At 71.6% G+C, this 23,866-nt stretch carries 19 protein-coding genes; 3 read left to right on the forward strand and 16 right to left on the reverse strand.

What is annotated here, in order from left to right:
- Positions 1 to 148: 148 nt before the first annotated feature.
- From topA to bldG, 8 genes are all read right to left on the reverse strand, one after another.
- Complete coding sequence (gene topA, locus ACZ43N_RS15350) at positions 149 to 2,998, reverse strand: type I DNA topoisomerase (RefSeq protein WP_468097843.1); 2,850 nt, start codon at positions 2,996 to 2,998, stop codon at positions 149 to 151.
- A 313-nt stretch (positions 2,999 to 3,311) separates the two neighbouring features.
- Entirely contained in the window at positions 3,312 to 3,509 is a 198-nt protein-coding gene (locus tag ACZ43N_RS15355; RefSeq protein ID WP_468097844.1) for a hypothetical protein, read from the reverse strand.
- Positions 3,510 to 3,606: 97 nt separating this feature from the next.
- Positions 3,607 to 5,991, reverse strand: coding sequence for a serine/threonine-protein kinase (locus ACZ43N_RS15360; RefSeq protein ID WP_468097845.1), 2,385 nt, complete (start codon positions 5,989 to 5,991; stop codon positions 3,607 to 3,609).
- Positions 5,992 to 6,206: 215 nt separating this feature from the next.
- Entirely contained in the window at positions 6,207 to 7,739 is a 1,533-nt protein-coding gene (locus tag ACZ43N_RS15365) for a DUF7059 domain-containing protein (protein WP_468097846.1), read from the reverse strand.
- An 83-nt stretch (positions 7,740 to 7,822) separates the two neighbouring features.
- Complete coding sequence (locus ACZ43N_RS15370; RefSeq protein ID WP_468097847.1) at positions 7,823 to 8,410, reverse strand: small secreted protein; 588 nt, start codon at positions 8,408 to 8,410, stop codon at positions 7,823 to 7,825.
- A gap of 225 nt (positions 8,411 to 8,635) precedes the next feature.
- Positions 8,636 to 11,041, reverse strand: coding sequence for a sodium-translocating pyrophosphatase (locus ACZ43N_RS15375; protein ID WP_468097848.1), 2,406 nt, complete (start codon positions 11,039 to 11,041; stop codon positions 8,636 to 8,638).
- Positions 11,042 to 11,372: 331 nt separating this feature from the next.
- Positions 11,373 to 11,807 carry an ATP-binding protein gene (locus tag ACZ43N_RS15380; RefSeq protein WP_468097850.1) on the reverse strand — a complete coding sequence of 145 codons (435 nt, stop codon included), beginning with the start codon at positions 11,805 to 11,807 and terminating at the stop codon, positions 11,373 to 11,375.
- 111 nt (positions 11,808 to 11,918) lie between these two features.
- The gene (gene bldG / locus ACZ43N_RS15385) at positions 11,919 to 12,260 is read right to left on the reverse strand and encodes an anti-sigma factor antagonist BldG (protein WP_005475923.1); all 342 of its coding nucleotides are present in this window, start codon (positions 12,258 to 12,260) and stop codon (positions 11,919 to 11,921) included.
- An 83-nt stretch (positions 12,261 to 12,343) separates the two neighbouring features.
- Between bldG and ACZ43N_RS15390 the strand changes: the two genes are divergently transcribed.
- The gene (locus tag ACZ43N_RS15390) at positions 12,344 to 14,809 is read left to right on the forward strand and encodes a DEAD/DEAH box helicase (protein WP_468097851.1); all 2,466 of its coding nucleotides are present in this window, start codon (positions 12,344 to 12,346) and stop codon (positions 14,807 to 14,809) included.
- 281 nt (positions 14,810 to 15,090) lie between these two features.
- Here the strand turns inward: ACZ43N_RS15390 and ACZ43N_RS15395 are convergent, their stop codons facing one another.
- The 7 genes from ACZ43N_RS15395 to ssd form a co-directional block, all read right to left on the reverse strand.
- Positions 15,091 to 15,450 carry an Rv3654c family TadE-like protein gene (locus tag ACZ43N_RS15395; protein WP_468097852.1) on the reverse strand — a complete coding sequence of 120 codons (360 nt, stop codon included), beginning with the start codon at positions 15,448 to 15,450 and terminating at the stop codon, positions 15,091 to 15,093.
- Positions 15,447 to 15,836 carry a TadE family type IV pilus minor pilin gene (locus ACZ43N_RS15400; RefSeq protein WP_468097853.1) on the reverse strand — a complete coding sequence of 130 codons (390 nt, stop codon included), beginning with the start codon at positions 15,834 to 15,836 and terminating at the stop codon, positions 15,447 to 15,449. Before ACZ43N_RS15400 ends, ACZ43N_RS15395 begins: the two co-directional genes overlap by 4 nt.
- Positions 15,823 to 16,047, reverse strand: a complete 225-nt coding sequence (locus ACZ43N_RS15405) for a DUF4244 domain-containing protein (RefSeq protein ID WP_468097855.1) — start codon at positions 16,045 to 16,047, stop codon at positions 15,823 to 15,825. The genes ACZ43N_RS15400 and ACZ43N_RS15405 overlap by 14 nt, the downstream gene beginning before the upstream one ends.
- A 92-nt stretch (positions 16,048 to 16,139) precedes the next feature.
- Positions 16,140 to 16,931 carry a type II secretion system F family protein gene (locus ACZ43N_RS15410; RefSeq protein WP_468097856.1) on the reverse strand — a complete coding sequence of 264 codons (792 nt, stop codon included), beginning with the start codon at positions 16,929 to 16,931 and terminating at the stop codon, positions 16,140 to 16,142.
- Between the two features lie 13 nt (positions 16,932 to 16,944).
- On the reverse strand, positions 16,945 to 17,736 hold the full coding sequence (locus ACZ43N_RS15415) for a type II secretion system F family protein (protein WP_468098162.1): 792 nt from the start codon (positions 17,734 to 17,736) through the stop codon (positions 16,945 to 16,947).
- Between the two features lie 46 nt (positions 17,737 to 17,782).
- Positions 17,783 to 18,976 carry a TadA family conjugal transfer-associated ATPase gene (locus ACZ43N_RS15420; RefSeq protein ID WP_468097857.1) on the reverse strand — a complete coding sequence of 398 codons (1,194 nt, stop codon included), beginning with the start codon at positions 18,974 to 18,976 and terminating at the stop codon, positions 17,783 to 17,785.
- Between the two features lie 79 nt (positions 18,977 to 19,055).
- Positions 19,056 to 20,150, reverse strand: coding sequence for a septum site-determining protein Ssd (gene ssd, locus ACZ43N_RS15425; RefSeq protein WP_468097859.1), 1,095 nt, complete (start codon positions 20,148 to 20,150; stop codon positions 19,056 to 19,058).
- A 610-nt stretch (positions 20,151 to 20,760) separates the two neighbouring features.
- Here ssd and ACZ43N_RS15430 point away from each other — a divergent pair.
- Positions 20,761 to 21,585: an HAD family hydrolase gene (locus ACZ43N_RS15430; RefSeq protein WP_468097860.1), complete on the forward strand. Its 825-nt coding sequence runs from the start codon at positions 20,761 to 20,763 to the stop codon at positions 21,583 to 21,585.
- Between the two features lie 344 nt (positions 21,586 to 21,929).
- Here the strand turns inward: ACZ43N_RS15430 and ACZ43N_RS15435 are convergent, their stop codons facing one another.
- The gene (locus ACZ43N_RS15435; protein ID WP_468097861.1) at positions 21,930 to 22,763 is read right to left on the reverse strand and encodes a Fic family protein; all 834 of its coding nucleotides are present in this window, start codon (positions 22,761 to 22,763) and stop codon (positions 21,930 to 21,932) included.
- 99 nt (positions 22,764 to 22,862) lie between these two features.
- On the opposite strand from ACZ43N_RS15435, the gene ACZ43N_RS15440 reads away from it, so the two are divergent.
- The gene (locus tag ACZ43N_RS15440) at positions 22,863 to 23,843 is read left to right on the forward strand and encodes an ATP-binding protein (RefSeq protein ID WP_468097862.1); all 981 of its coding nucleotides are present in this window, start codon (positions 22,863 to 22,865) and stop codon (positions 23,841 to 23,843) included.
- Positions 23,844 to 23,866 lie beyond the last annotated feature (23 nt).

A 23,866-nucleotide genomic window follows, 5' to 3' on the forward strand; every position in this document is an offset into this window, starting at 1 on the left:
CGCCCCGGGGGCGCGGGGAACTGCGCGACCAGCCCCGCCGCTCCCGCACCCGCGCACCGTCCCCGAACTCCCGACCTGTTGGGCGCGCTCACGAACCGTCGGGCGCCCGACGGCCTTCAGCCGGACGCCCGACGCCTCTCGACGCCTCTCAGCCCTCCGACGACGCGGCGGACTTCTTCGCAGCCGCCGTCTTCGCGGTCGCGGCCTTCTTCGCCGCGGCCGTCTTGGTTGTGGCCGTCTTCTTCGCGGCCGTCTTCTTCACCGGCGCCGCCTTCTTCGCGGCGGCCGTCTTCGTGGCGGTCGTCTTCTTCGCGGGGGCCTTCTTCGCCGTCTTCTTGGCCGGCCCCTTCGCCCGCTTCTCCGCGAGCAGCTCGAACCCGCGCTCGGGCGTGATCGTCTCCACGCTGTCCCCGGACCGCAGCGTCGCGTTGGTCTCGCCGTCGGTGACGTACGGCCCGAAGCGGCCGTCCTTCACCACGACCGGCTTCCCGCTGACGGGGTCCGCGCCCAGCTCCTTCAGCGGCGGCTTGGCGGCGGCCCGGCCCCGCTGCTTGGGCTGGGAGTAGATCTCCAGCGCCTCTTCCAGCGTGATCGTGAAGAGCTGGTCCTCGGACTGGAGGGAGCGCGAGTCCGTGCCCTTCTTCAGGTACGGCCCGTACCGCCCGTTCTGCGCGGTGATCTCCTGGCCCTCGGCGTCCGTGCCGACGATGCGGGGGAGGGACATCAGCTTCAGGGCGTCGTCGAGCGTCACGGTGTCCAGGGACATCGTCTTGAAGAGCGAGGCCGTCCGCGGCTTGACCGCGTTCTTGCCCGTCTTCGGTGTGCCCTCGGGGAGGATCTCCGTGACGTACGGCCCGTAGCGGCCGTCCTTGGCGACGATCTGGTGGCCGGTCGCCGGGTCGGTGCCCAGCTCGAAGTCGCCGCTCGGCTTCGCCAGCAGCTCCTCCGCCAGCTCGACGTTCAGCTCGTCGGGCGCCAGGTCCTCGGGGATGTCGGCACGCTGGTGGCCCTCGCTGTCCTTCTCGCCGCGCTCGATGTAGGGGCCGTAGCGTCCGACGCGGAGCACGATGCCGTTGCCGACGGGGAACGAGGAGACCTCGCGCGCGTCGATGGCGCCCAGGTCGGTGACGAGTTCCTTCAGCCCGCCGAGGTGGTCGCCGTCGCCGTTGCCGGCTTCGGCGGCCGTGCCGTTGTCCCCGGTGCTCTCGCCGAAGTAGAACCGCTTCAGCCACGGCACGGACTGGGCCTCGCCGCGCGCGATGCGGTCGAGGTCGTCCTCCATCTTCGCCGTGAAGTCGTAGTCGACGAGCCGCCCGAAGTGCTTCTCCAGGAGGTTGACCACGGCGAAGGACAGGAAGGACGGCACGAGCGCCGTGCCCTTCTTGAACACATAGCCCCGGTCGAGGATCGTGCCGATGATCGACGCGTACGTCGACGGGCGGCCGATCTCGCGCTCTTCGAGCTCCTTGACCAGCGAGGCCTCGGTGTAGCGGGCGGGCGGCTTGGTGGCGTGCCCGTCGACCGTGATCTCCTCGGCGGCCAGTGCGTCGCCCTGGCTGACCTGCGGCAGCCGGCGCTCGCGGTCGTCCAGCTCGGCGTTCGGGTCGTCGGCGCCCTCGACGTAGGCCTTGAGGAAGCCGTGGAAGGTGATCGTCTTGCCGGAGGCGCTGAACTCGGCGTCCCGGCCGTCGGAGGCGGTGCCGCCGATCTTGACCGTGACGGAGTTGCCCGTCGCGTCCTTCATCTGGGAGGCGACGGTCCGCTTCCAGATCAGCTCGTACAGCTTGAACTGGTCACCGGTCAGACCCGTCTCGGCGGGCGTACGGAAACGATCGCCCGAGGGCCGGATCGCCTCGTGCGCCTCCTGCGCGTTCTTGACCTTCCCGGCGTACGTCCGCGGCGCGGACGGCAGGTAGTCGGCGCCGTACAGCTGCGTGACCTGGGCGCGCGCGGCGGCGATCGCGGTGTCGCTGAGCGTCGTGGAGTCCGTACGCATGTACGTGATGAAGCCGTTCTCGTACAGCTTCTGGGCGATCTGCATGGTCGCCTTCGCGCCGAAGCCCAGCTTGCGCGAGGCCTCCTGCTGGAGCGTCGTCGTACGGAACGGGGCGTACGGCGAGCGGCGGTACGGCTTGGACTCTACGGAGCGGACGGAGAAGCGGGTGTTCTCCAGGGCGGCGGCCAGCGCGCGGGCGTTCGCCTCGTCCAGGTGCAGGACGCCCGCGCCCTTGAGCTGCCCGAGCGAGTCGAAGTCACGGCCCTGGGCGACCCGGCGGCCGTCGACGGACTGCAGGCGGGCCACCAGGGACGACGGGTCGGACGGGTCGCCGGCGCGGCCGGTGGAGAAGGTGCCGGTCAGGTCCCAGTACTCGGCCGAGCGGAAGGCGATCCGCTCACGCTCCCGCTCCACGACGAGCCGTGTCGCCACGGACTGGACACGGCCCGCCGACAGCCGGGGCATGACCTTCTTCCACAGGACCGGCGAGACTTCGTAGCCGTAGAGACGGTCGAGGATGCGGCGGGTCTCCTGGGCGTCGACCAGCTTCTGGTTGAGCTGGCGGGGATTGGCGACGGCGGCCTGGATCGCGGCCTTGGTGATCTCGTGGAAGACCATCCGCTTGACCGGGACCTTGGGCTTGAGGACCTCCTGGAGGTGCCAGGCGATGGCCTCGCCCTCGCGGTCCTCATCGGTGGCGAGGTAGAGCTCGTCGGAGTCCTTCAGCAGGTCCTTGAGCTTCTTGACCTGGGCCTTCTTGTCCGCGTTGACCACATAGACGGGCGCGAAGTCGTGCTCGACGTCCACGCCGAGGCGCCGGACCTCGCCGGTGTACTTCTCGGGTACCTCCGCGGCCCCGTTGGGAAGGTCGCGGATGTGCCCGACGCTCGCCTCGACGATGTAGCCGGGGCCGAGATAGCCCTTGATCGTCTTCGCCTTGGCAGGCGACTCGACGATGACGAGTCGGCGGCCGCCCTTCGCGGTCTCGCTGGTCGGGGACAACTTCGCTCTTCTCTCCGGTCGACGCTGGGATCTCCCCGGGGTCGCCTTGTGTCCGGGGTCGGGCACCCCCGGAGGCCGGTGCCTCACAGGAGGCTCGGCCATGAGCCCGGGGATCGGGTCATGCTGACGCTGCGGAGTGTGACGGTACATCCCGCCCCCGTGTCAAACGGGAAAAGCCCGCAACGGCCACTCGAACGGTAACCCGACTACCGCCATTCCTGCCGCCCGGCGTGTGCACCGCCTTTCCGGACCGATGCGGAGGGTCACCTGCCCGTTACCCTGCCCGCTCGCCGTCCCGGCGCCCGGAGCCCGCTCAGATCTGCGTGAAGCACCACGCGCCGAGCACGAGCATGGCGACCGCGGCGACGCTCGCGAGGGTTGCCGACATCACAGGGCGCACCCCGTGCGCGACCGGCAGGCCCTGTCGCAGCCGGACGCTGGTCCACAGCAGCAGCCCGCTCCCGAACAGGGCGAACACCACTCCCGCGAAGATCGCCGATCCGGTCTCCATGTCCCGCTCTCCCACCCCTCGACACCCAGGGACGGGAGGCTGGCACGTACGGGAAGCGGACACGCGAACCCGAGGTGAACGCGAGGCGTCCGATGCCTCAGACGGAGCCGGGCGTGGGTATCTTCCCGGTCGTCCGGGATATGTCGGCGTTGCGCACCGTGCACACCACCTTGTTGAAGCCCTTCTCCCACTCGTCCTTGTCGGAGACCCAGCCCGACACGATCAGGTCGGCGCCGGGCGCCCAACTCGACTCGAACCTGTTGGTGCAGAGCTTGCCGCCTTCGTCGAGGGCGCCCTGGAAGGTCATGCTGTCCGGGGCCTGCACGGATCCGACGACCTGGTCGGTGTGCGCCTGGGCACAGTCGGTCAGCGGTGCGTCGTATCCCTTGTCGTCCCTGACCGTGTAGTCCCAGCAGTCACCGACGGCCATCTGCGTGGGCCACAGGTTCATGCCCGCGTCACGGAGCCGGCCCACCTCGCCGCCGATCGGGACGTGCCTGCCGAGCACGAGACATGCCGTGCCGCCCTTGGCCGCGGTGAAGCCCTCCTCCGTCGGCACGAGCGCGTAGACCCCGGCGTCGGGGAGGGCCTCGGCCATCGGGTCGGCCTGGTTGGCGCAGCGCTGCTCGCCGTTGGCCCGGGCGTCGTCGTGGTCGGACGCCGTCTCGATCGCCACGACCTGGCCGTCCGGCCAGTCCTCGTCGCAGTCCACCACGCCGAGGTCGGGCAGCGACTTGAAGGCCGTCCCCGTCCACACCGCCTTGACGCAGTCCCCCACCTGGAGCGGCTGTGTGAGGGCCGCCTTCTCGCCGTAGGGGTACTTCGCGACCACGGTGTCGGACGGGGAGTCCAGGTCTCCCCCCGAGTCGTCGTCCAGCACATTGACCACGGCCCAGGTGCCGCCGCCCGCCACCAGCAGCACGGCCACGACGATCGCGACGAGCGCGGCCGGGGGCACCTTGCGCCGGGGCGCGCCGGGCCGGGGAGCGACGGCTGTGACGGTCGGGAACCCGGCGTTGCCCGGCGGGGTGGGACCGCCGGCGTAGGGCGTGGACCGGTTGGCCGCGTACGACGGCGGCTGATGGCCCAAGGTGCCGCCGTACGAAGGGGCCTGACCGCCCGCCGCGCCCGCGTACGGTGTGGCCGGGTTGGCGGGGAGGCCGCCCTGGGAGGGGTGCTGACTGCCCGCCACCCTGCCGTAGGACGTGGGGCGGTCAGTCCCGTACGGGTTGTGGCCGTCGTACGGGCCGCGGGGCTGCGCCTGCTGCCAGGGGCCGTACGGCGACGGGCCGGCCGGGGTGTTCGGGCCGGCGCCCGGAGTGGGCGGACCGCCCGCCGGAGTGTGCGGTGTGCTCGGTGTCGGCGGGGCGCCGGGGGTGTGGCGTGCGTATGGGGCGGCGCCCGGGGTGTGAGGGGTGTACGGCGTGTGGGGCGCGCCGGGGGTGTTCGGCGTGCCGGGGCCCTGTGCGGCGGCCACATGACCGGGCGGCGCGGTGGCCGGGTAGCCGTGCGGCGCGCCGGGGGGCGCGAGTCCGCCGGCGGCGGGGGCGGGGCCGAAGCCCTCCGGTGCCGGCGAGGGGGCGGCTCCCCAGCCGGCCGGGGACGACGGGCTGCCCGCACCGGCGACCCGCTCCAGACCGCGTGCCACCGCCTCCGGCGACAGCCGCCGTACCGGGTCCTTGATGAGCAATCCGTGGAGCACGGGGGCCAGTTCACCGGCGCGGGCGGGCGGTGCGGGCTCCTCGCCGAGCAGGGCCGTGAGCGTCGCGTACTCGCCGTGCCGGTCGAAGGGGCCGCGGCCCTCGACCGCCGCGTACAGCGTGGCTCCGAGGGAGAACATGTCCGCGGCGGGCGTCGGCGGCTCACCGCGCGCCCGCTCGGGCGCCAGATACCCCGGGGTGCCGAGGATGCCGGCGGTGGCGGTGAGACGGGGCTCGCGGGACTCCGGCTGGAGCGCGATGCCGTAGTCGGTGAGCAGCACGCGCGCGTAGGGGTCGCCGGAGGCGTCGGCGGCCAGCAGGATGTTGGCCGGTTTCACATCGCGGTGGAGGATGCCGATCCGGTGTCCGGCGGTGAGCGCGTCGAGGACGGCGAGCCCGATCCGGGCGACCTGCTCGGGGGCGAGCGGCCCCCGTTGCCGGACGACGGCCTGCAGGTCGACCGCGTCCGGCACGTACTCCATGACGATCCAGGGCAGGCCCTCGTGCAGCACCACGTCGTGGACCGTCGCCACATGAGGGTGGCCCCGCAGGCGCGCGGCGTGGCGGGCCTCGCTGCGGGCCCGGGCGATGCGCTGCGCGGGCTCGCTCGCGTCCATCGGGACATCGGGCAGGGAGATCTCTTTCATCGAGACCTCGCAGGCCAGTTCCTCGTCGTACGCGAGCCAGACCCGGCCCATGCCGCCCGCGCCCAGCGTGCGCAGCAGGCGATAGCGGCCGTTGATGATCCTTTCCTGACCCTGCTCCGGCGACTCCCCCGCCATTCGCGATCCCCCGATCCCCCAGAGACAGCGCGTGCCTCCCCCGAGGACACGTCGAATCCGTCTCTTGAAAATAGCTTCGCACGCACCACTGACAGGAGACCTTTTACGGATCAATCCAGCCAGACCGGACACATGTGACCCAAGGGTGCGGAGGCGCCCCATCCGTTACTCGAACGGGGCACCCGAACTTGCCCTCGGTGAGCCGCCGGGCCGCCTCAGGGGGCCGGTTCGAGGAAGCCCTGCTGGACGAGGAGCCGGATCTGGCCCGGCGTCCGGTCGCGCAGCGCCACCGGGTCCTCGCCGACGAGTTGGGCGATGGCGTCCAGAATCCGCCCAGCGCTGAGCGAGCCGTCGCACACACCGGCGAAACCGGCGCCGACCGTGTCCACCTTCGTGGCCCGGCGCATGCCGCGGTTCTGCCGCAGCACCACATGCTCGGGGTCCTCGGCGCCGGGCAGTCCGACCTGCTCCTGGACGACCTCGGGGGTGAGCCGGAAGTGGGCGGTGAGGAGCGCGGCGTCGTCGTTGGCCCGCAGGTAGTCGACGCGCGCGAAGTGGGCCCGCACCGTCTCGCCGAGCGGTTGTTCGACCGGATGCGGCCATTCCTCGACGGTGATCGAGGGCTCGTCGTCCGCCGCGGCCGACTTTCGCAGGGTGATCCAGCCGAACCCGACGCCCTTGACCTTCCGTGCCTCGAACTCGTCCAGCCACGCGTCGTACCGCGCCTGGTACTCGGTCAGGTCACCGCGGTGGTCACCCGCGTCCCGCAGCCACAGCTCCGCGTACTGCGTGACGTCCTGGACCTCCCGCTGCACGATCCACGCGTCACAGCCGCGCGGCACCCACGACCTGAGCCGCTCCTGCCAGTCCTCCCCCTCCACGTGCTGCCAGTTGGCGAGGAACTGTGCGAACCCGCCCTCGTTGAGCCGCTCCCCGGCCCGTTGGACGAGCGTGCGGCACAGGTCGTCGCCGCCCATGCCGCCGTCGCGGTAGGTGAGCCGGGCGCCGGGCGAGATCACGAACGGCGGGTTGGACACGATGAGGTCGTAGGTCTCGCCGTCCGGGAGCGGCTCGAAGAGCGAGCCCTGGCGCAGTTCGGCCGCCGGTGCGCCGGAGAGCGCCAGCGTGAGCGCCGTGATGTGGAGCGCGCGCGGGTTCAGGTCGGTCGCCGTGACACGGGTGGCGTGCTGAGCGGTGTGCAGCGCCTGGATGCCGGAGCCGGTCCCGAGGTCGAGCGCGGACCCGGCCGGCGTCCGTACGGTGATGCCGGCGAGGGTCGTGGAGGCACCGCCCACGCCCAGGACCACGCCCTCGTCCTTGCTGCCGATGCCGCCGGCCCCGCCGACCGCGCAGCCCAGGTCGGACACGATGAACCAGTCCTCGCCGCCGGGTCCGCCGTACGGCCGTACGTCAACGGTGGCGGCGACATCGCCGGAGGAATCACCGACGGGAACCAGCCAACCACTCTCGACACACGCGTCGACGGGGAGCGCTCCCTCCACACGCGCGCGTGACACCGGCTGCTGCAACAGGAACAGCCGGACGAGTGCCTCCAGCGCCGACTCCCCGCGGGTGGCGCGCAACGCGGGCACCACTTCGCTCCGCGCGAGGGCCGCGTACGCGGAGGCACCGAGCAGCTCGAGCAGTCCGTCGGCGGTGAAATCGGCCCCGATCAACGCCTCGCGCAACCGGGCGACGACATCGGACCGGTCAACGGACGGCAGGGAGGACAGCTTGGAGTGGCTCACAGACGTCAGGGTATCCGCGCCGGGCCGCCCCGCTCCCAGCCGTGCGGAGCCGCGGCCGGCCGTGCCGCGGGGCGCCCATGACCTCAGCTCTGGGTGGCCCCCGCCGACGCCGAGACGGACGCGGTCGCGGACTTGCAGCTCTGCTGCTCGGCCATCGCCTGGCCCACGTCGCCCTTCTCCAGCTCCTTCAGCGCGTTGCTCCCGGTCTTGCTGAGCTTCTCCAGTTCCGTGGCGACGCCCTCGAGCCCGTCCGCGAACTTCGCCTGGTCCTTCGTGTTCAGCGCGTCCGACTTCTTCTTCAGCTCGGCATAAGCGCTCGACAGCTGGTTCAGCTCCGCGACCGCGGCCTTCTGCTTCTTCTCGCCGTCCTCGACATCCGGCGCACCGGCCCGCTGGATGGCCGTCGCCATGGCCTTGTACGCGTCGGAGATGTCCTGGAAGCCCTGGGAGTCGGCCTTCTGGACGTCCGCCGGCGCGCTGTCGTCCGAGGTCTCCTTCTGGATCGAGGCGTTGGCCGCCGCGATCTTCTTGATCTGCGGCTGTACGTCGTCGCAGACCTGCTTGGCCCAGGAGTTCAGCTTGTCGTTCGTCTCGTCGTCGCTGCTGCACCCGGACAGCGCCAGTACCAGTACCGCACCGCCGGACAGTGCGGCCGCGAGCTTCTTGTTCACCGGATTGGTCCCTTCCGTGGCTCTCGGCCCCGGAACATACACGCAGGAGGGGGTCCACCTCTGTGCCGAGCCCCCTCTATCTATCATTTTGTAACCATTTGCACCAAGAGAGAGAAGGCTCACGGAGCCGTCGGCACACACAGCGGAGCGGGCGGACGGCACGTCAACACGCGCCGTCCGCCCGCTCCTTGAGCTGGGGCCTCGCCTCACCCGTCGTATGACCGCCTACGAAACCACCGCGGGGTCCGTCGACTTGGCCAGACGCTCGGAGTTGCCTTCGTCACCCACGGCGATCCCGCGCCGCTTGGACACGTACACCGCACCCACGATCACGGCGATCGAGAGGACGGCGATGGTGACCCGCAGCCCGACGCTCTTGTCGTCGCCGTAGCTGAACTGGACGACGGCGGGAGCGATGAGCAGCGCCACCAGGTTCATCACCTTCAGCAGCGGGTTGATCGCCGGGCCCGCGGTGTCCTTGAAGGGGTCACCGACGGTGTCGCCGATCACGGTCGCGGCGTGGGCCTCGCTGCCCTTGCCTCCGTGGTGGCCGTCCTCGACCAGCTTCTTGGCGTTGTCCCAGGCGCCCCCGGAGTTGGCGAGGAACACCGCCATCAGCGTCCCGGTGCCGATCGCGCCGGCGAGATACGCGCCCAGCGCGCCCACCCCGAGCGTGAACCCGATCGCGATGGGTGCCATGACGGCGAGCAGACCGGGCGTGGCCAGTTCCCTGAGGGCGTCCTTGGTGCAGATGTCGACGACCCTGCCGTACTCCGGCTTCTCGCTGTAGTCCATGATCCCGGGCTTCTCGCGGAACTGCCGCCGGACCTCGTAGACCACCGCCCCCGCGGACCGCGAGACCGCGTTGATCGCCAGCCCCGAGAAGAGGAAGACGACCGCGGCGCCCGCGATCAGCCCGACGAGGTTGTTGGGCTGCGAGATGTCCATCATCAGGTTCATGGGCGCGTCGGCACCCGAGACCCTCTCGCCCACGTCGTTCGCCGCGGTGACGATCGCGTCGCGGTAGGAACCGAAGAGCGCCGCCGCCGCGAGCACCGCCGTGGCGATGGCGATGCCCTTGGTGATGGCCTTGGTGGTGTTGCCGACGGCGTCCAGGTCGGTGAGCACCTGCGCGCCCGCGCCCTGGACGTCGCCGGACATCTCGGCGATGCCCTGCGCGTTGTCGGAGACGGGCCCGAAGGTGTCCATGGCGACGATGACGCCGACCGTGGTGAGCAGACCGGTGCCGGCGAGCGCCACCGCGAACAGGGCGAGCATGATCGACGTACCGCCGAGCAGGAACGCCCCGTAGACGCCGAGGCCGATCAGCAGGGCGGTGTAGACGGCCGATTCCAGACCGACGGAGATACCGGCGAGAACGACGGTGGCCGGACCGGTGAGCGAGGTCTTGCCGATGTCCCGCACGGGGCGCCGGGTGGTTTCGGTGAAGTAGCCGGTCAGCTGCTGGATCAGCGCGGCCAGCACGATGCCGACGGCCACCGCGACGAGTGCGAGGATCCGGGGGTCGCCGCCCTTGTCGAGGATCGTCTGGTCCCCGACGCCCTCCAGGCCTGCGTAGGTGGACGGCAGGTAGGCGTAGACGGCGCCGGCGACCAGGGCCAGCGAGATCACCGCGGAGATGAAGAACCCGCGGTTGATCGCGGACATGCCGCTGCGGTCGCTCCTGCGTGGCGCCACCGCGAAGATGCCGATCATCGCGGTGAGGACGCCGATCGCGGGAACGATCAGCGGGAACGCGAGCCCGGAGTCACCGAAGGCCGCTTTGCCGAGGATCAGCGCGGCGACGAGCGTCACCGCGTACGACTCGAAGAGGTCGGCCGCCATGCCCGCGCAGTCGCCGACGTTGTCGCCCACGTTGTCGGCGATGGTCGCGGCATTGCGCGGATCGTCCTCCGGAATGCCCTGCTCGACCTTGCCGACCAGGTCGGCGCCGACGTCGGCGGCCTTGGTGAAGATGCCGCCGCCGACACGCATGAACATGGCGATGAGGGCGGCACCCAGGCCGAATCCCTCCAGCACCTTCGGCGCGTCGGCCGCGTACACCAGCACCACACAGGAGGCGCCCAGCAGACCGAGCCCCACCGTGAACATGCCGACGACGCCGCCCGTGCGAAATGCGATCTTCATCGCCTTGTGCGAAACCGCGGTGAGATCCTTTTCCGGCTCTCCTTCCGCCGGTGTCGCCTCCCGGGCCGCCGCGGCGACACGCACATTGCTGCGCACGGCGAGCCACATGCCGATATAGCCGGTGGCCGCCGAGAACGCCGCGCCGATCAAGAAGAACACCGATCGCCCGGCGCGCTGATTCCAGTCGTCCGCGGGCAGCAGCATGAGCAGGAAGAACACGACGACGGCGAAAACGCCGAGCGTGCGCAACTGCCGGGCCAGATAGGCGTTCGCGCCTTCCTGGACGGCCGCCGCGATCTTCTTCATGCTGTCGGTGCCCTCGCCCGCCGCGAGCACCTGGCGCACCAGGACTCCGGCGACGACGAGCGCGGCCAGCGCCACGAGCCCGATCATCATGACGATGATCCGGTTGTCATCGGTCAGCACTGCTGCTGCGAAGTTCGTGGGGTGGTCAAACCGTTGAGGGGTAGAAAGCCCCGCCATTCGTCCTCCTTGACGCTTGGGCTGAGCTCAAGATGTGGACGGATTCTAGGGAGCGGAACCCGATCAAAACAGTGCACGGCAAACGGAATTAGCCTTCACATCCCGTTCAGCAAATGATCCATGCGCCGCTACATTACTCGAAAGAAGTAATGCCTCAAAGGCATTGACCCTTGATCGAATTATCGCTCCATTGATCGTGAATTACTTCACGAAATTGCTGTCGTATGAGTCGCACGACCACTGTAGGGACGCGCCACCACCCCCGGACACGCCGAAGGGCCCTACCTAGTAGGGCCCTTCGGGGTAGGAGTGACGTGCGGTGGAACGGGTCTCAGACAGGCACCGCGGGGGGTGGCGTCGTCGGCCAGCTCATACGGATCAGTCCGCCGTTCTCCCCGGTGGTGACCTCCATGTCGTCGACGAGGCCGCTGATGACCGCGAGGCCCATGTCGTCCTCCTCGCTGTCCACCTCCGCCTCGCTCCCGGCGCCCGACACCCGGTCACCGGGGACGCTGTGGGGCGCCTCGTCGCCGACCTCGATGGAGAACTGCTTCTCCTCCTCGATCAGCGACACATGCACCGGCGCCGAGACCCCGCTGCTGCGGTGCAGCCCGACGGCACGGGTGCACGCCTCGCCGACGGCCAGCCTGACCTCGTCGAGGACGGCCTCGTCCACTCCGGCCCTGCGCGCCACCGCTGCCGCCACCAGTCGGGCGGTCCGGACGTGCTCGGGCAGCGCGCTGAAGCGGAGTTCAACGGTGGCCATGCATCCCCCTCGGAACTACGGGCGTGCGGTCGAAGGGCCGGGCCCGCGGGCCCGGTCCCCTCACTTGACTTGTCTGTGGCTCTTCCGGGCGCCGGGCCCGGACGGGCGCCATCAGTCGGTGGCCGCCACCGCTTCGTCGACCGAGGTGTGGATGGGGAACACCTTGGTCAGACCGGTGATGCGGAAGATCTTCAAAATACGCTCCTGGTTGCACACCAGGCGCAGCGAGCCCTCATGGGCCCGTACTCGCTTCAGGCCGCCCACCAGCACGCCGAGCCCGGTGGAGTCGAGGAAGTCGACGCCCTCCATGTCGACGACGAGGTGGAAACTCCCGTCGTTGACCAGCTCGACCAGCTGCTCACGCAGCTTGGGCGCGGTATAAACGTCGATTTCGCCACCGACCTCGACGACCGTACGATCGCCGACGGTACGGGTCGACAGGGACAGGTCCACGGATCCTCCAGCACCTTGCTATCGAGCGTTCGCCCCTCGGGACACCTCGGCTTGAAAGCCCCCGGGACGGTTCGCCAGCCGCGATGGCATTCAATCACTTACCGGCAGGCGTGCACGACGCCTTGGGTCCATTGTCCGTCACGCCGGTGACACACTCGGTGCCGATGGCCAAGAATCACCGATCCGATCGATCCTCGACGGACACCGCACCCAGCCCCTCGCCGGGCGAGGTCCTGGACCGGCTCGCCTCGGGCCCGAGCCGGGCTTCGCGCATCACTCATACGGAGCATGTGCCCCCACGTGCGGGTCGCCATGCCGTCTGGCCGGACCGGATCCGCGCCGAGGTCATCGCCGCCTCCCAGACCGCCGGAATCCAACATCCCTGGGCCCACCAGGCAAGGGTCGCCGAGCACGCCCTCGACGGCGAGTCGGTGGTCGTGGCCACCGGTACCGCCTCCGGCAAGTCCCTGGCCTACCTCGTACCGGTGCTGTCACGGCTGCTGGACGGCTCCGAGGCCCCCAACGGCCGGGGGGCCACCGCCCTCTACCTGGCGCCCACCAAGGCACTCGCGGCGGATCAGTGCCGATCGGTGAAGGAACTTTCACATCCTCTCGGCAATGCCGTACGCCCAGCCGTGTACGACGGCGACACCCCGGTCGAGGAACGCGAGTGGATCCGCCAGTACGCCAACTACGTCCTCACCAACCCGGACATGCTCCACCGGGGGATCCTCCCCTCCCACCCCCGCTGGTCCTCCTTCCTGCGCGCCCTCAAGTACGTCGTCATCGACGAGTGCCACACCTACCGCGGCGTCTTCGGCTCCCACGTCGCCCAGGTGTTGCGTCGCCTGCGCCGGCTGTGCGCCCGCTACGGCGCCGAGCCCGTCTTCCTGCTGGCCTCCGCCACCGCCGCCGAGCCCTCCGTCGCCGCCGGCCGCCTCACCGGCGTCCGGGTGACCGAGGTCGCCGACGACGCCTCACCCCGCGGTGAACTGGTGTTCGCTCTCTGGGAGCCTCCGCTCACCGAGCTCCAGGGCGAGAAGGGCGCCCCCGTACGGCGTACCGCGACCGCCGAGACGGCCGACCTGCTGACCGACCTGACCGTCCAGGGCGTCCGCTCGGTCGCCTTCGTACGCTCCCGGCGCGGCGCGGAGCTGATCTCGGTGATCGCCCAGGAACGCCTCGCCGAGGTCGACCGCTCCCTGGCCCGACGCGTGGCCGCCTACCGCGGCGGTTACCTCCCCGAGGAACGCCGCGCCCTGGAACGCGCCCTCCACTCCGGCGAACTCCTCGGACTCGCCGCCACCACGGCCCTGGAGCTCGGCGTCGACATCTCCGGCCTCGACGCCGTCCTCATCGCCGGCTACCCGGGCACCCGCGCCTCCCTGTGGCAGCAGGCGGGCCGCGCCGGACGCTCCGGCCAGGGTGCCCTCGCCGTCCTCGTGGCCCGCGACGACCCGCTGGACACGTTCCTGGTCCATCATCCCGAAGCCCTGTTCGACCAACCGGTGGAATCGACCGTCCTCGACCCCGACAACCCCTACGTCCTCGCCCCCCATCTGTGCGCGGCCGCCGCCGAGCTGCCGTTGACCGAGGAGGACTTCCAGCTGTTCGGCCCCGCCTGCGAGGAGCTGGTGCCCCAGCTGGAGGCCGCGCAACTGCTCCGCCGCCGCACCAAGGCCTGGCACTGGACCCGCCGGGAACGGGCCGCCGACCTCGCCGACATCCGAGGCCAGGGCGGCCGCCCCGTCCAGATCGTCGAGGCCGCCACGGGCCGCCTCCTCGGCACGGTCGACGCGGGAGCCGCCCACACCACCGTCCACGAGGGCGCGGTCCATCTGCACCAGGGCCGTACGTACCTGGTACGCGAACTGGACCTGGACGACTCCGTCGCCCTCGTCGAACAGGCCGACCCGCCCTACTCGACGGTCGCCCGCGACACGACCTCCATCTCCGTCCTCGAGACGGACACCGAGATCCCCTGGGGCGACGGCCGTCTGTGCTACGGCTCCGTCGAAGTCACCAACCAGGTCGTCTCCTTCCTGCGTCGTCGTCTCATCACCGGTGAGGTGCTCGGCGAGACCAAACTCGACCTCCCTCCTCGTACGCTGCGCACGCGTGCCGTCTGGTGGACCGTCACCGAGGACCAGCTCGACGCTGCCCGCATCGGCCCCGAGATCCTCGGCGGCGCCCTGCACGCCGCCGAGCACGCGTCGATCGGCATGCTGCCGCTCTTCGCCACCTGCGACCGCTGGGACATCGGCGGCGTCTCGGTGCCGCTCCACCCCGACACGCTGCTGCCGACGGTCTTCGTCTACGACGGCCACCCGGGCGGCGCGGGCTTCGCCGAGCGCGCCTTCCACACGGCCGCTTCCTGGCTCGACGCCACCCGCCAGGCCATCGCCGCATGCGAGTGCGACGCCGGGTGCCCGTCCTGCATCCAGTCCCCCAAGTGCGGCAACGGGAACGATCCCTTGCACAAGCGGGGGGCGGTGCGCCTGCTCACGGAACTGCTGCGGGGGGCTCCGCGAGAGGAGGGGGCACCTTAGGACGCGGGGTGCACGTGGCACCGGGCGCCTCGGTGCGGGTGCCTGGGGCCGGCTGCCCGGGGACCGGGTGCCTCCGAACCCAGTGCTTCGGAACCCGGTGCCTCGGAACCCGGTGCCTCGCAATGGGGCGGCGCCTCGGAGCCCGGGGATGAGTGTGATCTCGCGCCCGCGGGCCGTAAATGGCCGGTCGCCCGGTCCCCTGCGTCCCTCTCGGCGCTCCTGCGGGCCCCGAAGGTGCTGTGACCGGAGAGGTGAGCCGGTGAACCTTTCCGGTCACAGCACTATCCAGGTGCCGTCATCGGCGGGCCCGCTCTCGCCCTGGCCTCGGCGGTCAGCAGGCCGCTGCCCGACGCCGCCGTGACGTCCGAGATCTCTCCCTCCAGCTCGCAGCTCACGATCCGGCCGCCCTGGGCCCGCGCCACTCTGTCGGCCGTCGCGCAGGCGCCCTCGCTGCCCTTCATCCAGTGGTCGGCGGCGGCCAGGGCCGCGAGATCGGCGGCGCCGGCCGCGCGATGCCGGATCACCACGGCCTGGCCCATCGCGAGCACGGCGCCGAAGACCGCACACAGCACGACGAGCACACCGACGACCCAGACGGTCGCGGAGCCCCTGTCCGAGCGGAGGGCCGGCGGCACGGTCATCCGCTCCCCACCCCCACCGTCTCCTCCGCCAGGGCCACGGCCGTGTGGCTCAGTTCCAGACCCAGGCCGCCGGGCCCCGGTGAGCGGGCCGAGACGACGACGCGGACATAATCGCCGTCCCGGCCGACGTCGATCCGTGCCCCGTCGGGTGCCGTGCGCCGCGCCGTGGCCGCGACCGCGCCCGGCGGGTCCTGCCGGGCGGCGGCGCGGGCCCCGGCCCGCGCCGCGTCCACGCACTGGATCTGGGCGCACGCGGCGAGCAGGGCCCACACCAGGGACATCGCGAAGAGCACCAGCACGGGCAGGACCATGGCCGCCTCGGCCGTCACGAACCCCTGGTCACCGCCCAGGGCTCTGCCGCGCCGCCGGGAATCACGCCCCGCCACTGAGGGCCCGCCCGACGATCTCCTGCAGCTCCGCCTGGACCTGCCCGCTGGTCACCACCTTGTAGAGCACCGCGGCGAAGGCCACCGCCGCGATGATGCCGACGGCGTACTCGGACGTCACCATCCCGGCGTCCCTCCGTGCCGCTCGCACCCGGCTCATCAGAGCACGCATCAGCCTGACCCGCATCGCTTCCCGCACTGTCTTGTACATCTCAACCCCCGGAGGCTCTCTTCGTTGATCGTTCGGTTTGATCGTTCGGTTCATGGATCACTGGTCATCGCCCGCTCACGCCCTCCCAGCCATCACCCACCACCCCCTCCCAACAGCCCGTCCGCCAGGCCGATCACCACCGGAAGTACTCCCACCGCGATGAAGGCGGGCAGGAAGCACAGGCCCACCGGGGCGGTGACCATCACGGCGGCTCTGCGGGCCCGTTCCGTCGCGGCGCGACCCCAGTCGGCGCGCGCCTCGGCGGCGAGGCGGGCGACCGGGGCGGCGGCCGGCACGCCGGTCTGGTCGGCCCGTTCCAGGAGGCGGGCCAGTGGCCCCGCCCCGGGGAGGGCGGCCAACGCACGCCACGCATCGGCCGGTTCTCCCCCGAGGCGGGCCTCGGCCGCGCCTCTGGCCAGCCGCTCCCCCACCGGCCCGCCCAGGGCCTGACCCACGGCCTGGGCGGCCACGACAGGGCTCGCCCCGGCCGTGATGCAGGCCGCCAGCAGATCGGCGGCGAGAGGCAGTTGCCGGGCGGCCTCCGCCGCGTCGAACGCCTCCGTCGGCGCGCCGTCCGTGCTCCGGGTCCGCCGTAGCCACTGCCAGACCCCCGTGCCGGCGGCGAGGCCCAGCGTCAGCCCCGGGAGCCCGCCGATCAGCACCCATCCGGCGCACACCGTGCCGGCGACCGGCAGCCACCGCCGTATGGCGTCCCGCCGGGCGAGGCGCCGTCGGGGCGGAGCGGCGGCCAGGGCCAGGACCGCGTCCAGCCGGGCGCGCAGACGCCGTTCGCGTCGGACGGCGGCCAGCGAGCGGGCCGGCCACCACAGGCCCACCAGAGCGCAGAGGGCCACCCCCAGCCTGTGGACGACTTCCTCGTTCATGCCATCCCCGCGCTCATGCCGTCTCCGCTCGCCGTACGATCCGCAGCGCCCACCACAGGCCGGCGCCCTCCAGCACCGCGCCGACCACCAGACAGCCCAGCCCGGCCGCGCTGTGCAGCACGACGTGCAGCGGGTCCGCGCCGAGGGCGGTACCCAGCAGCAGGCCCAGCACCGGGAGCCCGGCGAGCATCACCGCCGTCGACCGGGAGCCCGCCAACTGGGCGCGCAGGTCGGCTCGCTGGTCCCGCTCGGCGCGCAGGGCGCCCTCCAGACGGTCGAGTCCGGCGGCGAGGCCCGCGCCCCGGTCGACGGCCACCCGCCAGCACGCGGCGAGCCCCAGCAGTCCGTCGGCGCCCGGCTGCCGCGCCGCCCCGGCGAGCGCGCCCGGCACGTCCCCGCCGAACCGGGCCGCCGCCAGCACCACCGCCTGCGCCTCACCCAAACCGCCCGAGTCCCGCGCGGCCCGCAGCAACGCCTCGCCCGGCTGCCTCCCGGCCCGCACCTCCCCGGCGAGCGCCGCGCACAGCGCGACCACCGCTTCCCCACGCCGCTCCCGGACCCGGCGCTCCTCCGCCGCCCGACGTACCCGCCGCAGCAGCGGCACCCCGGCCGCGCCCACGAGGACCGGCAGCACCGAAGCCCCCAGCACCGCCAGCAGCGCTCCCGCCACCGGCGCCCACCACTCGAAACCGAGCCGCCGTACCCGGCCGACCGCCCGCTGCCAGAACGGCGGTCCCATCGCCCCGCCCCCGCCGAGCAGGAACCCGGCCCATCGAGCGCCCGTGTCCCGGCCACCGGCCACCATCCAGGCCGCCGCCCCGGCACACACCAGGGCGACCCCGGCCGACGCCTCATCGACCCCCGTCAAAGGATTCACGTCCTTCCCGCAGTTCGCCCCGGAGCAGACCCCGCAGCCGCTCCCAGCCCCGCTCGTACACGAACGCCTCCGCGCCCCATCGCAGCGCGGGCACCGTCACCACCAGCCCCGAAGCGTCGCGCTCCAGCACATGAATCTCGGCGATCCGGCGCCGCCCGTCCCGGTCCCTGATCAGGTGCAGGACCACCGACAGCGCGGCCGCCAACTGGCTGTGCAGCGCGGCCCGGTCGAGCCCGGCGGCCGTACCGAGCGCCTCCAGCCGGGCCGGCACCTGACCGGCCGCGTTGGCGTGCAGGGTGCCGCTGCCGCCCTCGTGGCCCGTGTTCAGGGCGGCCAGCAGGGACACCACCTCAGGGCCACGGACCTCACCGACGACCAGCCGGTCGGGCCGCATCCGCAGCGCCTGCCGCACCAGGTCCTGGAGTTCGACCAGGCCGACCCCCTCCTGGTTGGCCGGCCTGCCCTCCAGGCGCACCACATGCGGATGGTCGGGCCGCAGCTCTGCGGAGTCCTCGGCGAGCACGATCCGCTCCCCTGGGTCGACCAGACCGAGCAGCGCGCTCAGCAGGGTTGTCTTGCCGGTGCCCGTGCCGCCGCTGATGACGTACGACAGCCGGGAGCGGATCAGGGCCCGCAGCACCCGGTCGCCGCCCGGCGGCACCGTGCCCGCCGCCGCCAGTTCGTCGAGTGTGAACGCCCGGGGCCGGACGACCCGAAGAGACAAGCAGGTCGAGCCCACGGCCACCGGCGGCAGCACCGCGTGGAGGCGGGTGCCGTCGGGCAGCCGCGCGTCGACCCACGGTCTGGCGTCGTCGAGGCGGCGTCCGGCGACGGCCGCCAGGCGCTGCGCGAGCCGTCGTACGGCGGCCGCGTCCGGAAAGGAGATCCCGGTCAGCTCCAGGCCGCCGCCACGGTCCACCCACACCCGGTCGGGCGCCGACACCAGCACGTCGGTGACCGAGGGGTCAGCGAGCAGCGGCTCCAGGGGCCCGCTCCCCACCAGCTCCGAGCGCAACCGCTCGGCCGCCCCGAGGACCTCTGCGTCCCCGAGCACCCGCCCCCGCTCCCTCAGCGCCTGCGCCACCCGGGCCGGCGTGGGCTCGGCCCCGCTCTCGACAAGCCACTGCCGCACACCGTCCAGAAGCCCGTCGTCGAGCATCCCGCTCATCCGCCCTCACCACCGGTCCAAGTCGTCCCGCGCACGGCCCGGAGGCCAGGGGTCTCACTGCGCCGTCCCGCCCTCCGGTTCACGCCGCCTCACCCCTCACGGCCACCCGCTCCCAGAAGCCCTCACAGAAGCGGGCCAGTGGGCCGCGGGAGGTGCCTCCCGGGGGTTTCGCGGCTTCGTTCAGGCCCGGCTCGGTGGGGACCTCACCGGCGAGCGGCAGTCCGAGGAGACGGGCGATGTCCTGGTCGCCGAGGCCGGGCGCGTAGGGGCCCCGGACCGCCACGCGCAGGTCGCGCAGGACCATGCCGAAGGCCGAGGCGACCCGGGAGGCGGCCGCGACGGCGCGCAGCTCGGCGGGGACCACCATGAGGCCGATGTCGATCTGGGCGAGGGCCTCGGCGACGCTTTCGTCGATGCGGCGCGGCAGGTCGACGACGACCGCCCCGCCGCGCCGCCGGGCGGCGGCGAGGACCGCGCGCACGGCCTGGGGCGGGATGGCGACGGCGTCACCCCGGTCCCAGCTGAGGACCCGCAGCGAGTGCAGTTGCGGAAGGGACTCCTCCAGGGCGCCCCCGCCGACCCGGCCGCGCGAGGCGGCGAACGCGGGCCAGCGCAGTCCCTCGGCGCGTTCGCCGCCGAGGAGCACATCGAGCCCGCCGCCCAGCGGATCGGCGTCCACGAGGAGCGTGCGCCTGTCCTGCCGGGCGGAGGTCACGGCGAGCGCGCAGGCCAGGGTGGACGCCCCCGCGCCGCCACGTCCTCCGATCACCCCGACGGTGAGCGCGGGTCTGCCCACTCCCTCGGTGACGTCGGCGATGCGGTCGACGAGCCACTGCTCGCCGTCCGGCAGCATCAGCACGTGGTCCGCGCCGATCTCCACCGCGCGCTGCCAGACCCCGGAGTCGTCCTGGTCCTTTCCGACGAGCACCACCCCACGTCGGCGGACGGCCCCGAGCAGTCGACGCGCCGCGTCGTCGCCGACGAGTACCAGCGGTGCCGCCTCCCAGCGGCTCCGGCCCTCCGGCACCTGGTGGTGGACCTCCGGCCTGGCACCGGCGGCCGCGCACAGGCGCAGCAGGTCGTCGAGGAGGTCCACGTCCTCGGTGACGATCAACGGACCGCCCTGCTGCCCCTCGGCGGCCGACTGCCGGTCGTCGGTGATGGCTCCCGCCACGATGTCCAGCCCCCTTCGCTGCGTCCCGAGCGGCGCTCGGGGCCGTCCTTCGGCACTCCCCGGCCCCGCCCGTGTCCCGGACGCCCGTGTTCAAGTCCTGTGTGAAGTGCCGGTCACCGGCCGCAAATGAGCGGTCAGTGGAAACCGGCCGAAGACGCCCGAGAAACCGGACCGGCCAGGAACTCGCCGCCGTCGGGACGCGCTGGAATCACGGTGCAGCGATCCCGGAAATCGTGTGGATCTTGGTCGAAAACTGTGGACAACTCGACCGCTGTGAATATCGCCGTCACCCGAACGGGCGATCCGCCGCACGGCACCCACAGCGCAGCACAGTGGCTACGCAGCGTGACTTTTCCTGTGGGAGGGCAGAGCAATGCCCACGAGGGCGTGGGGCGGCCTCGTGGGCTGGGGAGAGGAGCGGAAAACGCATCCGGACATGCGACGACCCCCGCCGGGGGGGAGAGCGGGGGTCGTCCCCACGGCCGACTCGGGGGGGGAGGAGTCGGGCCGGGTTAGCACGGTCGCGAACGATCCGTGACTTCCATGGTGTACCCGAGAGCCCTCTCAGGCAAACCCACGCGCCCCACACTAGCCCGAATGGCGGGCGCATATGCTCAGGCCCGTGGAAAACCACTCCTTGCCCCGCACAGCGGCCTTCTTTGACCTGGACAAGACGGTCATTGCGAAGTCGAGCACGCTCACGTTCAGCAAGTCGTTCTACCAAGGCGGCCTGATCAACCGCAGGGCCGCCCTGCGGACGGCATACACCCAGTTCGTGTTCCTCGCGGGCGGCGCCGACCACGACCAGATGGAGCGGATGCGGAAGTATCTCTCCGCGCTGTGCCGGGGCTGGAACGTCCAACAAGTGAAGGACATAGTCGCCGAGACCCTTCACGACCTGATCGACCCGATCATCTACGACGAGGCCGCCTCCCTCATCGAGGAACACCACATCGCCGGGCGGGACGTCGTGATCGTCTCCACGTCCGGCGCCGAGGTCGTCGAGCCGATCGGTGAGCTGCTCGGGGCGGACCGCGTGGTGGCGACCCGGATGGTCGTCGGCGACGACGGCTGTTTCACCGGCGAGGTGGAGTACTACGCGTACGGCCCGACCAAGGCCGAGGCGATCCGGGAGCTGGCCGAGTCGGAGGAGTACGACCTGGCGCACTGCTACGCGTACAGCGACTCGGCCACGGACCTGCCGATGCTGGAGGCGGTGGGGCATCCACACGCGGTCAACCCGGACCGGACGCTCCGCAGGGAGGCTCTCGCGCGCGGGTGGCCGATTCTCGACTTCCACCGCCCGGTGCGGCTCAAGCAGCGGCTCGCCGTCCGGCCCCGGCCCGCCCTGCTCGCGGTGGCCGCCATAGGAGCGGCGGCAGCCACCGCGGGGCTGGTCTGGTACGCGAGCCGGCGCCGGGTGGCGACCGCCTGACCGGCCACCGGGTGACCAGGGCCGATTCGCCGTCCTTGAATGCAAAAGTAAAGAAGCACATCGGGGGGTTCCGCTTGCTCCGGTCCTGGAGTAGAAAGGATTCAAGGCCCGCGAGACCAAAGGCCGTCCGAGAGGATCACCTTTAATAACTCATTTTGGCCCCACGGACCTAGCATGAACACCGGGCACCCACGCGACGTCGACCCGTCGATTACGGGCCAGCCGCACCAGGTTACGGGCTGAGTTCCCGACCTGATGGGCACATATCGAGGACGCTTGGTAACCCGGTGGACATGCCAGCGGCGGTACGAATTCTCGTACCGCCGCATCTCTTTTCCGGGGCTCTACGCCGCTCCGCGCTGCAGTGCCTCGCACACCGCCGTGGACTCGCGCGCACCCAGTTCCACCGCCCTGCCGCAGTGGGCGATCCAGGCGGCCATTCCCTCAGGAGTTCCGGAGACATAGCCGTCCAGGGCGGCGAGATAGGCGGCGCGGCCGAGTTCCGCATGGCCGACCTCCGCCGGACAGACCGACTTGGGGTCGAGGCCGCTGCCGACCAGGACGATCCGCTCGGCCGCGCGCGCGACGAGGCCGTTGCCGAAGCAGAAGGGCCGCAGGGCGAGCAGCTCGCCGTGCACCACGGCCGCCGTGACCAGAGCGGGCGCCGAACTGCCCCGGATGATCAGCTCCGCCAGGCCGTCGAGGCGGCCGGAGACCTCGGCGGCGCTCGGCAGCGGCAGTTCGACGAGGGGCTCGTCGACGGGTTCGCCGTCCTGCCGGGGACGCCCCACCCGCGCATGGTCCTCGCCGGCCGCCACCAGGTGCAGCCGGGCGAGCACCCGGAGCGGTGACTGCCGCCAGATGGACAGCAGTTGGCCGGCTTCGGCGGTCAGGCGCAGGGCGGCGCCCACGGTGCGCGCCTCGTCGTCGCCGCCCTGCCCGCTGAAGTCGGTACGCCGGCGCACCTCTTCGAGCGCCCAGTCGGCCCCGGACAGCGCCGCCGAGCCGCGCGCACCGCGCAGGGCCGCCTCGGAGGTGATCTCGTTGCTGCGCCGCCGCATGACGCGGTGGCCGTAGACCCGGTCCACGGCCTTGCGTACGGACTCCACGGACTCGGCCACACCAGGCAGCTCGGCGAGGGCCGCGAGCGGATCGGCGGTCGCACCTGTCGTACTCATGAGTACGACCCTACGCGCCCCGGCCGCCGAACCCTCGAAGGAGTGGTCTTCCGCCGGACCGATGCACCGTGGGCGATCGTCCAACTACCTTTGGTGAACATGAAAATTGCTTTCGCCGGGAAGGGCGGGAGTGGCAAGACCACGCTGTCCTCCCTGTTCATCCGCCATCTCGCCGCCTCCGGAGCCCCGGTCGTCGCCATCGACGCAGACATCAACCAGCATCTGGGGCCCGCTCTGGGGCTCGACGAGTCGGAGGCCGCGGAGCTTCCGGCCATGGGCGAGCGGCTGTCGCTGATCAAGAACCATCTCCGCGGCTCCAACCCGCGGATCGCCTCCGCCGAGACGATGATCAAGACGACACCGCCCGGCGAGGGTTCCCGGCTGGTGCGGATCTGCGACCCCAACCCGATCTACGACGCCTGCGCCCGGCCGGTGGAACTCGACGGCGGCGCCATCCGTCTGATGGTCACCGGCCCCTTCACCGACGCCGACCTGGGCGTCGCCTGCTACCACTCCAAGACGGGAGCGGTGGAGCTGTTCCTGAACCACCTGGTGGACGGCCGCGACGAGTATGTGGTGGTCGACATGACGGCAGGTTCGGACTCCTTCGCGTCCGGCCTGTTCACCCGCTTCGACATGACGTTCCTCGTCGCGGAACCGACGCGCAGGGGGGTCTCCGTCTACCGCCAGTACAAGGATTACGCCGGCGACTACGGCGTCGCCCTGAAGGTCATCGGCAACAAGGTGCACAGCCCGGAGGACCTCGACTTCCTCCGCGCCGAGGTCGGGAACGACCTGCTGGCCGCCGTCAGCCACTCGGACTGGGTACGCGCCCTGGAGAAGGGCCGCCCGCCGCGCTTCGAGCATCTGGAGGAGTCCAACCGCCGGGCACTGCACGCCCTGCACGAGGCGGCGGACGCCACGTACGAGCTGCGTGACTGGGCGCGCTACACCCGTCAGATGGTGCACTTCCATCTGAAGAACGCGAGCGGCTGGGGCAATGAGCGGACCGGGGCCGACCTGGCTTCTCAGATCGACCCCGACTTCGTCCTCGGCGAGCAGCTCGTGGCCGCGGTCTGACCCGCTCCCCCGTTTCTCCGCTC

It is taken from the genome of Streptomyces sp. NPDC030814, from assembly GCF_055572155.1.